The sequence below is a fragment of the Vogesella sp. AC12 genome (assembly GCF_024437575.1).
Classification (GTDB): Bacteria; Pseudomonadota; Gammaproteobacteria; order Burkholderiales; family Chromobacteriaceae; genus Vogesella; species Vogesella indigofera.
This window is the reverse complement of sequence record NZ_JANFNU010000003.1, coordinates 267,913-280,859: the sequence shown is the minus strand read 5'-3', so window position 1 is coordinate 280,859 and position 12,947 is coordinate 267,913. Positions and strand designations below refer to the sequence as shown.

General features: G+C 68.1%; 13 protein-coding genes. 5 read left to right on the top strand and 8 right to left on the bottom strand.

Annotation, left to right across the window (positions count from 1 at the left end; genetic code table 11):
* Positions 1-62 precede the first annotated feature (62 nt).
* From NOM55_RS07655 to NOM55_RS07645, 3 genes are all read right to left on the bottom strand, one after another.
* Entirely contained in the window at positions 63-1,070 is a 1,008-nt protein-coding gene (locus NOM55_RS07655; RefSeq protein WP_255908118.1) for a class I SAM-dependent rRNA methyltransferase, read from the bottom strand.
* Between the two features lie 153 nt (positions 1,071-1,223).
* Positions 1,224-1,577, bottom strand: coding sequence for a DUF1304 domain-containing protein (locus tag NOM55_RS07650; RefSeq protein WP_255908117.1), 354 nt, complete (start codon positions 1,575-1,577; stop codon positions 1,224-1,226).
* Positions 1,578-1,588: 11 nt separating this feature from the next.
* A complete protein-coding gene (locus tag NOM55_RS07645; RefSeq protein ID WP_255908116.1) occupies positions 1,589-2,041 on the bottom strand; it encodes a thioesterase family protein in 453 nt (150 codons plus the stop codon).
* A gap of 66 nt (positions 2,042-2,107) precedes the next feature.
* Between NOM55_RS07645 and NOM55_RS07640 the strand changes: the two genes are divergently transcribed.
* Positions 2,108-2,701: a TetR/AcrR family transcriptional regulator gene (locus tag NOM55_RS07640; RefSeq protein ID WP_255908115.1), complete on the top strand. Its 594-nt coding sequence runs from the start codon at positions 2,108-2,110 to the stop codon at positions 2,699-2,701.
* Between the two features lie 7 nt (positions 2,702-2,708).
* Here the strand turns inward: NOM55_RS07640 and NOM55_RS07635 are convergent, their stop codons facing one another.
* Positions 2,709-3,260 (bottom strand): YaeQ family protein, encoded by a 552-nt coding sequence (locus tag NOM55_RS07635; RefSeq protein ID WP_255908114.1) that lies wholly within the window; start codon positions 3,258-3,260, stop codon positions 2,709-2,711.
* Between the two features lie 156 nt (positions 3,261-3,416).
* Here NOM55_RS07635 and NOM55_RS07630 point away from each other — a divergent pair, with 156 nt between their 5' ends.
* Positions 3,417-4,202, top strand: coding sequence for an ABC transporter substrate-binding protein (locus NOM55_RS07630; RefSeq protein WP_255908113.1), 786 nt, complete (start codon positions 3,417-3,419; stop codon positions 4,200-4,202).
* A 114-nt stretch (positions 4,203-4,316) separates the two neighbouring features.
* Here the strand turns inward: NOM55_RS07630 and NOM55_RS07625 are convergent, their stop codons facing one another.
* Positions 4,317-4,919 carry an FMN-binding negative transcriptional regulator gene (locus NOM55_RS07625; protein WP_255908112.1) on the bottom strand — a complete coding sequence of 201 codons (603 nt, stop codon included), beginning with the start codon at positions 4,917-4,919 and terminating at the stop codon, positions 4,317-4,319.
* 264 nt (positions 4,920-5,183) lie between these two features.
* Positions 5,184-6,368 (bottom strand): 4-hydroxybenzoate 3-monooxygenase, encoded by a 1,185-nt coding sequence (gene pobA, locus NOM55_RS07620; protein ID WP_255908111.1) that lies wholly within the window; start codon positions 6,366-6,368, stop codon positions 5,184-5,186.
* A gap of 143 nt (positions 6,369-6,511) precedes the next feature.
* Here pobA and NOM55_RS07615 point away from each other — a divergent pair, with 143 nt between their 5' ends.
* Entirely contained in the window at positions 6,512-7,453 is a 942-nt protein-coding gene (locus tag NOM55_RS07615; RefSeq protein ID WP_255908110.1) for a helix-turn-helix domain-containing protein, read from the top strand.
* On the top strand, positions 7,450-8,772 hold the full coding sequence (locus tag NOM55_RS07610; protein ID WP_255908109.1) for a PLP-dependent aminotransferase family protein: 1,323 nt from the start codon (positions 7,450-7,452) through the stop codon (positions 8,770-8,772). Before NOM55_RS07615 ends, NOM55_RS07610 begins: the two co-directional genes overlap by 4 nt.
* A gap of 165 nt (positions 8,773-8,937) precedes the next feature.
* On the opposite strand, the gene ccoG is transcribed toward NOM55_RS07610, so the two are convergent.
* Both ccoG and NOM55_RS07600 read right to left on the bottom strand, forming a co-directional pair.
* Positions 8,938-10,326, bottom strand: a complete 1,389-nt coding sequence (gene ccoG, locus NOM55_RS07605; RefSeq protein ID WP_255908108.1) for a cytochrome c oxidase accessory protein CcoG — start codon at positions 10,324-10,326, stop codon at positions 8,938-8,940.
* 176 nt (positions 10,327-10,502) lie between these two features.
* Positions 10,503-12,341: a diguanylate cyclase gene (locus tag NOM55_RS07600; RefSeq protein ID WP_047968130.1), complete on the bottom strand. Its 1,839-nt coding sequence runs from the start codon at positions 12,339-12,341 to the stop codon at positions 10,503-10,505.
* A 123-nt stretch (positions 12,342-12,464) separates the two neighbouring features.
* Here NOM55_RS07600 and NOM55_RS07595 point away from each other — a divergent pair, with 123 nt between their 5' ends.
* A complete protein-coding gene (locus NOM55_RS07595; protein ID WP_255908107.1) occupies positions 12,465-12,902 on the top strand; it encodes a hypothetical protein in 438 nt (145 codons plus the stop codon).
* Positions 12,903-12,947: the final 45 nt, after the last annotated feature.

Genomic DNA, 12,947 nt, shown 5'->3' with positions numbered 1-12,947 from the left:
CTCGGGGCGTGGAAACGGGGACAGCGCCCGGCGGGCGCTGTCGGATAGCGGCGAAGGCGTGCTTAAACGTGCAGCAGCACCATTTTCAGTGGCGGCTTGCCGTCAAAGGACGGGAAGTCGGCTTCCGGAGAGATCCACTCCACGTCGCGTACGGTGCGGCCGGCTTTTTCCGCGCTGCGCTTGAGCTGGTCCAGCCAGGCATCGGCGTCCACCTGCGCCACGTTGTTGCAGCAGATGATGATGCCGCCTTCGGCGGTGGCCAGCAGCGACGGCTTGAACAACGCCGCGTAGTCGTTGATCAGGTCGACGACGCCGAACGGGCTCTTGGCGTAACGCGGCGGATCAAGGAACACCAGATCGAACTGGCGCGCTTCCAGCGGCTGGAACGGAGGCATTTTCTTGCCGCGTACCATCTTGGCCTGGCCGATGCCGGACAGCTGGCGGATGGCCGGGAAGAAGTCGCTCTGCACGCAACGCGGACGGGTGGCCAGGGTGTTGAGCTTGGCGTTGCCGCGCGCCACACGCAGGCTGGATTCGGCGAAGTCCACGTTCATCACGAAGCTGGCACCGGCCTTGGCAGCGGCGACGCCGACACCGCCGGTGTAGGCGAACAGGTTGAGCACACTCTTGCCTTCGGCCAGCTGCATCACGCGGCGGCGGCCGGCGCGCAGGTCGAGGAACAGCCACGGGTCCTGGCCGTCGTGACGCGCCTCGAAGTGGTAGTTGACGCCCAGCTCGCTGATCACGCGCGGCTGTTGCGCCTCGGCCAGTTCGGCTTCCGGCAGCGGGTTGCCGATGCGCGAATTGCTGCCGCTGCGGTCGTTGTACACCGCGTGCAGGCCCAGCGGCGCGTAGTGGTCGAGGATGGTCTGGTGCTCTTCGTCGCTGAGCGGGGTGTGGAAGGTCTGGATCAGCAGCACATCGCCGTAACGGTCGATGGTGAGGCCGTCGCGGCCTTCGACGCTGCCGTGAAACAGGCGGTAGGCATTGGTGTTTTCGTCGTGCAGTTGCGCCAGCAGCGCGGTGCGCTGGGCATCGGCGGCTTGCAGCAGGGGCAGCAGTGTGGACATGGCTTCTCGCAATTCCTGAAAAAAGTGCGGCCGGTGGTCATCTTGCCCCGGCCGAGAATGGCGGAATTGTACGCTGATACCCCACCGCTGTCGCAGCCGGTGTGGCGTCGCCGCAACCCGCCGCCACACATTGCGGCCAACCCTGGCTGCGCGCTAGGCCAGCCACCACAGTGCCAGCGCCACGGCCGCCGGCATGGCCTGTACGTACAGGATCTTGCGGCTGGCGGTGGCGGCGCCGAACACGCCGGCGACGATCACGCAGCCGAGGAAGAACGGCGCGATGGCGGCCGGACTGCCCGGCAGCAGGCTCCACAGCAGGCCGGCGGCGAGAAAGCCGTTGTACAGCCCCTGGTTGGCGGCCAGCACGCGGCTGGCGGCGGCGAACTCCGGCGTCAGGCCGAAGGCGCGGCGCCCGGCCGGGCGCGTCCACAAGAACATTTCCAGCACCATGATGTAGACATGGAGCAGCGCGACCACGGTGATGGCAATACTGGCGGCGAGCGTCATGGCGGCTCCGTTCAGGCGCTTTGCGGCAACGGCAGCGCGGCGAAATCGGCGCTGCGCGGCAAGGCGACGAGGATGGCGGCCAGTGCCGGCGGCGGTGCGATCAGCTTGCGGCTGCGCAGGTCCAGCCAGGCGCCGGCCACCTCGTACACAGCGGCCAGGGTACCGTCCGCCTTGCGCATCTCCTGGCGAATGTGCCAGCGGCTGTTGTCCGGGCTGGCGGCGGCGATCAGCACATTGATGTCCAGCCGTTCCCCCAGGTTCACCTCGCGGCGATAATCGGTGCTTTCGCGGAACAGTACCGGGCCGAAGCCCTGGCGTTTGAACTCGTCGGCGCCGAAGCCGGCCGCCTGCAGCCACTCCAGCCGGGTGTGGGTGCACAGGTCGGCGTAGGCGCTGTGGCGCATGTGCTGGTTGGCGTCGATATCGGCCCAGCGGACCTCGACGACTTTGCTGAATGCGGTCATGAGTGTGATTCCTAAAATAGAACGATCGTGCTATTTTGCACGAAGACAGCGGCAAGGCAAGCAGCGATGACGAAAAAGGCGGCAACGAGAGAGGCAATTCTGCAACAGGCACTGGCGCTGGCCAGCCAGGTTGGCGTCAGCGGGCTGACCATCGGCAGTCTGGCGGCGGCCAGCGGCCTGTCGAAAAGCGGGCTGTTCGCCCACTTCGGCAGCAAGGAGGCGCTGCAGCTGGCGGTGGTGCAGGCGGCGCAGGCGCAGTTCGTCGCCGAGACGGTGCAGCCGGCGCTGGCGTTGCCACGCGGCATGGCGCGGCTGACGGCGCTGTTCGACGGCTGGCTGGCGCGCATGGAACAGGGCCGCTATCCCGGCGGCTGTCCGCTGCTGGCGGCAGCCTACGAGTTCGACGACCAGCCCGGCGCGGTGCGCGAGGCGCTGGTCGCCGGCCAGCGCTGGCAGCGCGACACGCTGCAGCGGCTGCTGCAGCAGGCCTGCGATGCCGGCGAGCTGGCGGCGGATTGCGACGTGGCGCTACTGGCCTTCATGCTGTTCGGGCTGGTGCAGAGCGCGCACCACGACCAGCAGCTGCTGGACAGCGCCGACGGCGTGGCGCTGGCGCGGCGCGGTTTTGTGCGGCTGATGGCGATGCATCAAGCCGGCTGAGTGCCGCTCAGCGTTCGCCGCTGCCGTACAGCCGCTGCGGCGTTACCGCGACGCTGCCTTTTTCCGACGACAGCCACAGCGTGCCGTCCTGGATGGTGGCGTTGAGCTGCATGCTGCGCTCGCACAGCGCGGCCAGCTCGGCCAGCGTTTCCGGCGTGATGCTGAAGATGTTGAGGTGGTCGAAGCGGCCAACCTTGCCTTCCATGCCCTGCCACCAGATGTCGGCGGCGCGGCCACCGTAGGTATACAGCCACACCTTGGCGGCGCGGCCGCAGGCCTTGCGCAGCCGCTTCTCGTCCGGCTCGCCCAGCTCGATCCATTCCTCGATCTCGTCGCTGAAATTCTTGTGCCACAGGTCCGGCTCGTCGTCGTCGCTGATGCCGCGGGTGAAGGCCATGTATTCGCCGGCGTGCAGCGCGAACACCGCGATGCGCAGCATCATGCGTTCGATGGTTTCCGACGGGTGCTGCGCGATGGTCAGGCTATGGCTGTCGTAATAGCCGCGATCCATGTCGGAAATGGTGAGATCGGCTTTGTAGATGGTGGCTTTCAGTGCCATGGCGGGCTTTCGCTGGGGAAGGTTTCGGTCAAGGCCGGCAGTGTACCGCTTTTGCCCCGCCAGCGCCCGTGGCGGCGGGTATTATTGCCGCTTGGCGACAGCATCTGCTTACGATAGGCTGCTATGCAACGCAAAATGGCGCCGCCAGGGGTGAATATGACGTTGTTCCGCAATTTCATGCTCTTGCTGCTGTTGGCATGGTCGCTGCCGGCATTGGCCGGCGACGCGCCACTGCGGGTGCGCTTTTCCAACCAGGCCTACCCGCCGTTCATGGGCGAGCAGCTGCCGCGCGGCGGCATCCTGTCGGCGGTGGTGAGCGAGGTGTTCCGCCGCGGCAATGTCAGCGTCCGCTACGACTGGTATCCCAACCATCGTGCCATCCAGCTGGCGCGCAACGGCGATGTCGACGGCAGCCTCGGCTGGACGCCGAACGAGGAGCGGCTGCGCGACCTGCTGTTTTCCGAGCCGGTGATGCCGTTCCGCATGGTGCTGTTCCAGCGCGCCGGCGAAAGCTATCCGTGGCAGACGCTGGCCGATCTCGCGCCCTACCGTTTCGGCATCACCGCCGGCAATTTCTATTCCGATGCCTTCAGCAGCCTGCAGCAGCAGGGCGTGCTCAAGGTCGACATCGCCAGCGACGACAGCAGCAACCTGCGCAAGCTGCTGGCCGGCCGCATCGACCTGTTCCCGATGGAGTGGGAGGCCGGGCAGCTGCTGGCACGCAGCACGCTGCGGCAGTCGCAGGCGCGGCAGCTGGTGCCGCAGGCACGCGAGTACTGGACCACGCCGCTGTGCGTGGTGGTGTCGCGCAAGCATCCGCAGGCGGCGGAGCTGATCGCCCGCTTCAACCGCGAACTGCGCAAAATGCGCGACAGCGGCGAGCTGGCGCGGCTGGTCACGCAGACGCGGCAGCAGGTGTACGCCCGCCTCGGCGTCGGCTGACTTGGCGCCGCCAAGCAAACCCCTGATCCTGCGTTGCGCCTCCTTGCCGTACGACGGGTACTGTCTGCGTTGGCGCGCCCTGGCTCGGGTGCGCTGAGGTTTTGTTGGCGGCGCTTATTGCCGCTGTGCCATGCGCGCCGCCAGCTGCCGCTGTTCGCCGTCGCCGGCCTGCAGCGCGGCGATCACCGCGGCCACGTCTTCCGGCTTGCGGTTCTGGCTCAGTTTTTCCTTCATCTCCCAGCGCGTGACCCGCAGCCGGAAGCCGACGATGGCGCGCTGCATCGCCGCCAGCGCCGCGGCCGGTATCGCCGCCGGCGTCCAGCCGTCGGCGCCTTCGAAACGCGCGGCCAGTTGCGTGAGCAGCGCGGCCAGCTCGTCGCCGCTGACCGCCTCGGCCTGGCCGTGGGCATGCGCCACGCGGTAGTTCCAGGTCGGCACCATGCCGGGGGTGACGTACCAGCGCGGCGACACATAGCCGTGCTCGCCGTGGAAGATGGCGACGCTGGGTGCGCTCAGCAGCGCGGCGCTGTGGCCGTTGGCGGCGGCGAGGTGGCCGAGCAGGCAGTCGGGGTGGTGCGGATCGGGCAGCAACACCAGGTGGCTGAGCCACGGCGTGTCGTGCTGCTGGGTCAGCAGCGTGGCAAACGGAAACTCGGCGGCGAGATTGCGGCCAACGTTGGCCGCGGCGGCAAAGGACGGGGGCTGGTACAAGGGCATGGCTGGCTCCGGGCTTGGGATCGGCCCTGATGTTGCCGCCCGGCTGGCCCCTTGCCCAGTGCCACTTTCTGCCACTGCCACGGAGCCAGTCCAGTGCGGCGGACAAGGCCTCGCCACGTACCTGCACCAAGGCGCGTCGCCGCAGACGGGACAACAGGCCCGCCAGGGCGGCGCCACGCCGGATCAGGGAACGCGGCGTAAAAAAAAGCCAGCACCGGCAGGGCCGGGGCTGGCAATCATCATCAGAGGGGAATCACCGGCGGCTCAGTCTACTTCGTCGAACGGCAGGCCGACGTAGTTCTCGGCAATGGTCTTCAGCCCGGCCGGCGAGCTGGTGTAGTAGTCGTAGTCGGTGCGCTGCATGCGCTTGTCGAAGGCGTCGGCGTCCGGGAAGTCGTGCAGCAGCGTGGTCATGAACCAGGAGAAGCGCTCGGCCTTCCAGATGCGGCGCAGCGCCAGCTCCGAGTATTTCTCCAGCAGGTCGGTGCGGCCTTCCTTGTATACCTTCACCAGGATGCGGTACAGGTAGCACACGTCGGAGGCGGCCAGGTTCAGGCCCTTGGCGCCGGTCGGCGGCACGATGTGGGCGGCGTCGCCGACCAGGAACAGCTTGCCGTACTGCATCGGCTCCACCACGTAACTGCGCAACGGCGCGATGCTCTTTTCCAGCGCCGGGCCGGTCACCAGCTTGTCGGCCACGTCCTGCGGCAGCCGGGTTTTCAGCTCGTCCCAGAAGCGTTCGTCGGACCAGTCTTCCACCTTGTCGGTCAGCGGCACCTGCAGGTAGTAGCGGCTGCGGGTTGCCGAGCGCTGGCTGCACAGCACGAAACCGCGCTCGTGCTGCGCGTAGATCAGCTCGTCGTTCACCGGCGGAGTGTCGGACAGCAGGCCCAGCCAGCCGAACGGGTACACGCGTTCGTAGTGGCTGAGCACCTCGGCCGGAATGCTCTTGCGCGACACGCCGTGGAAGCCGTCGCAGCCGGCGATGTAGTCGCAGTCCAGGCGCACGGTTTCGCCGTTTTTCTCGAAGGTGATGTAGGGCTTTTCGCCCTTGAGCTCGTGCGGCTGCACATTCTCGGCCTGGTAGATGGTGGTGGCGCCACAGGCGGCGCGCGCTTCCATCAGGTCGCGGGTGACTTCGGTCTGGCCGTACACCACCACGGTATCGCCACCGGTCAGTTCCTTCAGGTCGATGCGGTCGCGGCGGCCGTTGTAGATCAGCTCGATGCCGTCGTGCACCAGGCCTTCGCGGTCCATGCGCTCGGCGACGCCGGCCTCGCGCATCATGTTGACCATGCCCTGCTCCAGCACGCCGGCGCGGATGCGGCCCAGCACGTAATCCGGGGTCTGGCGTTCCAGGATGATGTTGTCGATGCCGGCCTTGTGCAGCAATTGACCCAGCAGCAGGCCGGACGGGCCGGCGCCGATGATGGCGACTTGTGTTTTCATGATCGCGTTCCTCTTGTGTTGCTTTTTGCTGTGTATAGCCCAGCGCTCTGGCTGGTGTGACGGTATTTTTGGTCAGCAGCGGGCGACATAACAGGCAATTTCAGGTAAAAAAACAGGACTTTTCGCAGAAGCGCATGGGGAATATGATGTTGCAGCCCAGCAGGGACATTCCGGTATTCAAGCTGTATGGCGAGGGCGCGGCGTGGCCGACGCCGGACCTGCTGCACTGTGAAAGCATCTCCAGCCGCAGCCAGCGCCACGGCTGGGAGATCGACCAGCACCGCCACGCCGACCTGTACCAGCTGCTGTACGTGCGCCGCGGCCCGGCCACGCTGTTCATCGAGGAGCACTGCACGCCGGTGGCGGTGCCGGTGATCCAGGTGGTGCCGGCGATGTGCGTGCACGGCTTCCAGTTTCACGACAGCATCGACGGTTACATCATCACCCTGGCGGCGCCGCTGGTGGCGTGGCTGCAGGAGTGCCTGGCCAACTGCCCGCCGCTGCTGCAGCAGCCGGGCTGCTACGCCGCCGATGCCGAGCTGGACGCGCTGTTCCTCGCCATCGCCCGCGAATACGCGACCCCCGCCGCCGGCCGCGACGTGCTGCTGCGCTCGCTGATGTGCGCGCTGGTGGTGCTGCTCAGCCGGCAGCTGCCGCAGGCGGTTGCCAGCGAAGACCGGCCCGACCGCGGCCAGCCGCAGCTGGTGAAATTCTCGGCGCTGGTGGAACAGCACTACGCCGCGCACTGGCCGGTCAGCCGCTACGCGCGGCAGCTGGGCGTCACCAGCGCCTATCTCAACAGCGTCTGCCGCCGCCTGACCGGGCACAGCGCGCTGCAGATCGTGCACCAGCGTCAGCTGCTGGAGGCGAAGCGCAACCTGATCTACACCGTGCTGACGGTGAGCCAGATCGCCGATGTGCTGGGTTTTGCCGAGCCGGCCTACTTCATCCGCTTCTTCCGCCGCCTCACCGGCGTCACCCCGCGCGTGTTCCGCCAGCGCGGCGGCGTGGTGCCGGCGCTGCCCGCGACGGCGGCAAAGCGTCATAATGGCGGCTCAGCCCCGGCAAACGAGCACACCTCTTGAGCAAATACGGCACCATCGTCCAGCAGGTCATCGACAGCATCGAGCACGGCAGCTACCAGGCCGGCGATGCGCTGCCCTCGCTGCGCCAGCTGGTGGCGCAGCACGCCGTCAGCCTCAATACCGCGCGCCGCGCCTACTACGAGCTGGAACGGCTGGGCTATGTCGAGGCGCATGCCCGCAGCGGTTACGTGGTCGCCGCCGGCGCGCTGCACGGCGCCGACAGGTTGGCCGCACCGCTGGGCGCGCCCTTCATCGACACCGCGCTGTACGACACCCGGCCGCTGACGCACGCCTTCATCGGCGCCATGCGCCGCTACGACCAGGCGCTGGCCGAGCCGGCGCTGGCCGGGCTGCCGGCGTTGCGGCGCCAGATCGCGCAGCAGGCGCACGCCGAGGGCTGGCGGCTGCAGGCCGACGACGTGCTGGTGACCTGCGGCGGCATGGAGGCGCTGTCGCTGGCCATCGCCGCGGTCACCCACGGCATCGCCGACCCCTGCGTCGCGGTGCTGCTGCCGGCGTTTCCCGGCCTGCTCGGCTGGCTGGGCGAGCACGGCGTGCGCGTGCTGCCGCTGGTGGCGGATGCCGACGACCGCCTGCCGCTGGCGACACTGGCGCAGGCGCTGGCCGCCGGCGAGGTGCACGCCATCGCGCTGATGAGCGCGTTCTGCCACCCGCACGGCCGCTCGTTGCCGGCGGCCAGCCAGCAGGCGCTGCTGGCGCTGGCGCAGCAGTACGACGTGCCGCTGATCGAGGACGACGCCTACCGCCATCTCGGTTTTGCCGATGCGGTGCCGCAGCCGCTGAAGGCGCTCGACCACGACGGCCGCGTGCTGTTGTGCAGCACCTTTTCCAAGTCGCTGGCGCCGGGCTACCGCGTCGGCTGGCTGGCGCCGGGACGCTACGCCGACATCGTGCGCCGGCTGAAACTGGCGCACACGCTGGCCTCGCCGCTGCCCAACCAGCTGGCGCTGGCGGAGCTGCTGGCCGGCGGTCGCCACCTGCCGCTGCTGGCGCGCCTGCGCGGCCAGCTGGCGCAAAAGGTGCGCGCACTGGAGGCGGCGTTGCAGCCGCGGCTGCCGGACGGCGTGGTGCTGCGCGCGGCGGAGGGCGGCTATTTCGTGTGGCTGGATGCGCTGCCGTGCGACAGCGTGCAGCTGGCGGCCGACGCCGAGCGTGAGGGCATCGTGCTGGCACCCGGCACCCTGTGCCTGCCGGGCGAGGCCGGCCGCCGCGCGCTGCGGCTGAACGCCAGCTATTTCGATCCGCTGCGGCAGCAGGCGGCGCTGGACTGGCTGGCGCGCGCGCTGCGCCAGCACTGAGCCGGCCTGCGGCCAAGCTTTAGAACCTGTATACGATCTGCTGCGCTTCGTGACACGTTACACGGTGAGTACGGCTTCGGCGTGCGGGTTTATATCCAGCTAAACGCCGCTTCCTCAGCCGTTTTTGCCTTGTCTCGCGTGAGCGCGCGCGATCGTGAACACGTTCTATGGCATCAGCAGTCGCGCTTCCTCGTGCAGCACCTGGCTCGGGTCGTCGAGGTTGACGATGCGCACGCTGACGGTGTGGCTGCCGCTGGGCAGCAGTGCCGGATCGGCGACCAGTGCGACGTTGAAGCTGGTGACGCTGTCGCCGGCCACCTGCAGCGGGGGTGCCTCCACCCGCACCAGCCCGGCGCTTTCCACCTGCAGCTGGTATCGGCGGCTGTCGCGCTCGGTGTTCATGATGCGCACGTTGTAGACGTTCTCGATGTAGCCGTCGTTGCTCTCGCGCTGCATCACCGCGCGGTCGCGCAGGATGTCGACCTTGAACGGCACCCGCAGCGCGAGGCCGGTGGCCGACAGCGCGACGATGGCCAGCAGCAGGCCGCTGTAGACCAGCGCGCGCGGCCGTTGCCGCAGCGACGGCAGCGGCTGCTGCTGTTCCATCGCGTGCTGGGTGCTGAAGCGGATCAGGCCGCGCGCTTGGCCGGTCTTGTCCATCACCTCGTCGCAGACGTCGATGCAGGCGGCACAGCCGATGCACTCGTACTGCAGGCCGTCGCGGATGTCGATGCCGGTCGGGCACACCTGCACGCACAGCCCGCAATCGACGCAGGCGCCCTGCGGCTTGTCGTCGCGGCCAACGTTGGCCGCAATCGGGATGATGGCGTGCTGCTTGCGGCGCGCGCCGCGCGGTTCGCCGCGCTTGTCGTCGTAGGCCACCAGCAGCGTGTCGCGGTCGAACATCGCGCCCTGGAAGCGGGCGTACGGGCACATGTGCTTGCACACCTGCTCGCGCAGCACGCCGGCCAGCAGCCAGGTAAAGCCGCCGTAGCTGAGCGCGAACAGCGCCTCCCACACCCCGATGTGGCCGGTGCCAAGGTTGGCCGCCAGCTCGCGCATCGGCGTGAAATAGCCGACCAGGGTCAGGCCGGTCCACAGCGAGAACGCGGCCATCAGCAGCTGCGTGCCGCCCTTGCGCAGCACTTTTTCCGCGCCCCACGGTGCGGCGTCGCGCTTGCGGCGCTGGTTGGGCGGGCCTTCCACCCAGCGTTCGATCCAGATCATGATCTCGGTGTACACCGTTTGCGGACAGGAAAAGCCGCACCACAGCCGCCCGGCCAGCATCGTCCACAGGAACAGCCCCAGCGCCGCGACGATCAGCGCCGCCGCCAGGTAGATGAAGTCCTGCGGCAGCAGGGTGAGGCCGAACAGGTACAGGCGCATGCTGTCGAAATCGAAGCGCGTCGCCTGCTGCCCGTCCCAGTTCAGCCACGGCAGGCCGAAGTAGAGCAGCTGGGTGACGAGCACGAAGGCGACGCGCAGGGTGTTGAAACGGCCGCCGGTGAGGCGCGGGTAGACTTTGCTGGAGACGAAGTGCAGGGGCGTTGCCATGATGCGGACCCAAAGAGAAACGATGCCCGAGCTTAGGCGGCGTGCCTCGGTGGCAACAGGCACAGAGCGGCGCGATCGGCAGGACACAGCCGCGCCGGCGGCAACGGGGTTTGACGTGGATCAGACGGAACGCTGCGGCCAGGGTTGGCCGCAGGTCCCGGAGCGCGAACCGGTGCTCAGCCGGTACGCACGCAGTTGCGGCCTTCCTGCTTGGCGAGGTACAGCGCGGCGTCGGCGCGCGCGATCAGCGGCGTCGGCGTTTCCTCGCCGGGGTACAGCTCGCTGATGCCGATGCTGACGGTGAAGCGCACCGCCTCGCCGCCCAGCGGGTTGTCGAGGCTGATCTGCTCCACCGCCTCGCGCACCCGCTGCATGATCAGGCTGGCGTTGTAGCGGTCGGTATCCGGCAGCAGGATGGCGAACTCCTCGCCGCCCAGGCGGCCGCAGACATCCTCCAGCCGCACGTTGAACTGGATGCAGGAGGCGAAGCGGCGCAGCACCTCGTCGCCGAAGCCGTGACCGAAGCGGTCGTTGAGGCGCTTGAAGAAGTCGAGGTCCAGCATCGCCAGCGACAGCGGCCGTTGCCAGCGCTGGCCGCGCGCGATTTCCTCCTGCGCGCGTTGCAGGAACTGGCGGCGGTTGTACAGCCCGGTCAGCTCGTCGGTGTTGGCGAGGCGTTCCAGGTCGGCCTGCAGCTTCTTGGCGGCGCTGATGTCGTACTTGATGGCGACGATGTGGATCAGCTCGTTGTACTGGTCGCGCACCGGCGCCACCGACACCGTCTCGACATAGGTGTGGCCGTCGCGGTGGGTGCTGGTCAGCTCGCCGCGCCAGTGCTTGCCGTCGTGGATCGCCTGCGCCAGCTGCTCGTGCAGCTCGGGTTGCTGTTCCAGCAGCAACTGCGCCAGCTGGCGCTGGCCGCGCACCTCGTCGAGGCGGTAGCCGGTCAGGCTGCTGAACGCCGGGTTGATGTACTGCACCACGCCGTTGCCGTCGGCGATGGCGATGGCCTCGGCGGCGTAGTCGATCGCCGCGCTGCGGATCGACAGCGCCTCGCTCAGCGCCACGTTGTGCAGGTAACGGCGGGTGGCGTACACGATCAGCAGCACCATCACCAGCCAGCTGCTAAGGAACAGCACCAGCTTGCTCCACCACGGCTCGAGCAGGGTTTCCTTGTCGATGCCGACCGACACGATCACCGGCAGGTGTTCGATCTGGCGCGTGGCGTGCAGGCGGCGGCGGCCGTCGAAGGGCGAGGTCGCCTCGTACTGCGCCTCGCTCAGCTGGTTGCGGATCATCGCCTCGGCTTCCGGGTCCGGCACCGGCTGCGTCGGCAGTTTCGGCAGCATCGGCTGGCGCGCCAGCAGCTGGCGCCGCTTGTCGGCAAAGACCAGCACGTCGTAGCGGTTGCCGATCATGGCGCGGTTGATCTGGGTCTGGAAGTGCTCGACGCGTACCGCGCTGCCGATCAGGCCGATCACCTTGCCGTCGTCGCCGCGCACCCGCTGCGTAGCCAGCACCACGTCGTCGCCGGCGATGGTGTGGAAGCGTTCGCTGACGAAGCGGTCGTCGCGGTTGTTGGCCAGCATCGCCTTGCAGTAGCTGCGCTCGCTGGCGTCAAAGCCGGGCGATACCTTGAAGGACAGCACCAGCTTGCAGTCGCGGTCGACCAGAATCAGGTCGTAGGCTTGCGGCATGCCGTGCATTGCACGTACCAGCCGCGTCTCCAGCGCGCTGCGCGCCGGGCTGTCGCTGGTGGCGGCAAAGTCGGCGGCGCCGAGCTGCTTGGCCAGCGCGCTCTGGATCAGGTCGATTTCGCGGAATTCGCGCTGGATCCATTCCGCCAGCAGCAGGTTGGTGACGCGGGCCTGGTTGAAGCCCTGCTTCAGCGCGCTGCGGTAGGAGGAGGCCAGCTCCAGCGCGCCGAGGCCGAGCAGCAGCAGGCACAGCGCGGCACTGAGCAGTAGCGTCTTGGCGGTGAGGCTGGACAGGGAAAAGCGCGGGACGGTGGGCATACGCTCGGTGACGAAGTCGCGATAAGGGATTCTCGCATGAAGTTTTGCGCCGCCGCATGACGATTTGCAGCGGCGGGCGCAACGCGTTGTAATGCGCGCTTCGGGTTTGAGTGAGTCTATGTCATGGAATACCGGTTCGGGTTTGCCGAAATACCGCTGCGTTTGCGCTGCAGCGCGCAGTTATTGTGGCTGTCGCTGCTGCTGGGTGCGGTGACGCAGCTGGGCGAGCGGCTGTGGCTGGGTAGTGCCTTGCCGCTGGTGGAGCTGGCGCGGCTGCTGGCCTTCGTGGTGCTGGCCTACGGCCTGTCGGCGTGGGTGGTGTGGGAGCTGGCGCGCGGCCGGCCGTGGGCGCGGCTGGCACTCAGCGGCTGGCTGCTGCTGTCGCTGTTCGCGTGGCTGAGCCAGCTGGCGACGGCGCTGCCGTGGTGGCAGCACGGTGCCGATGCGCTGGTGTTGCTGCTGGACGCGCTGGCGCTGTACTTGGCGTGGACGGGCAGTGCCGCGCAGTGGTTCCGTAGCCAGCGCCACGCCGTGGATGCGGCGCCTTCCGATCACGACTAGCCGGCGCGGCCTGCCGCGTCACGACGCATCGGCGTGGAAAATGTC

Coding starts and splice junctions, on each gene's coding strand:
- NOM55_RS07655 (WP_255908118.1), bottom strand. CDS start 1,070: ATGTCCACACTGCTGCCCCTGCTGCAAGCCGCCGATGCCCAGCGCACC.
- NOM55_RS07650 (WP_255908117.1), bottom strand. CDS start 1,577: ATGACGCTCGCCGCCAGTATTGCCATCACCGTGGTCGCGCTGCTCCAT.
- NOM55_RS07645 (WP_255908116.1), bottom strand. CDS start 2,041: ATGACCGCATTCAGCAAAGTCGTCGAGGTCCGCTGGGCCGATATCGAC.
- NOM55_RS07640 (WP_255908115.1), top strand. CDS start 2,108: ATGACGAAAAAGGCGGCAACGAGAGAGGCAATTCTGCAACAGGCACTG.
- NOM55_RS07635 (WP_255908114.1), bottom strand. CDS start 3,260: ATGGCACTGAAAGCCACCATCTACAAAGCCGATCTCACCATTTCCGAC.
- NOM55_RS07630 (WP_255908113.1), top strand. CDS start 3,417: ATGACGTTGTTCCGCAATTTCATGCTCTTGCTGCTGTTGGCATGGTCG.
- NOM55_RS07625 (WP_255908112.1), bottom strand. CDS start 4,919: ATGCCCTTGTACCAGCCCCCGTCCTTTGCCGCCGCGGCCAACGTTGGC.
- pobA (WP_255908111.1), bottom strand. CDS start 6,368: ATGAAAACACAAGTCGCCATCATCGGCGCCGGCCCGTCCGGCCTGCTG.
- NOM55_RS07615 (WP_255908110.1), top strand. CDS start 6,512: ATGATGTTGCAGCCCAGCAGGGACATTCCGGTATTCAAGCTGTATGGC.
- ccoG (WP_255908108.1), bottom strand. CDS start 10,326: ATGGCAACGCCCCTGCACTTCGTCTCCAGCAAAGTCTACCCGCGCCTC.
- NOM55_RS07600 (WP_047968130.1), bottom strand. CDS start 12,341: ATGCCCACCGTCCCGCGCTTTTCCCTGTCCAGCCTCACCGCCAAGACG.
- NOM55_RS07595 (WP_255908107.1), top strand. CDS start 12,465: ATGGAATACCGGTTCGGGTTTGCCGAAATACCGCTGCGTTTGCGCTGC.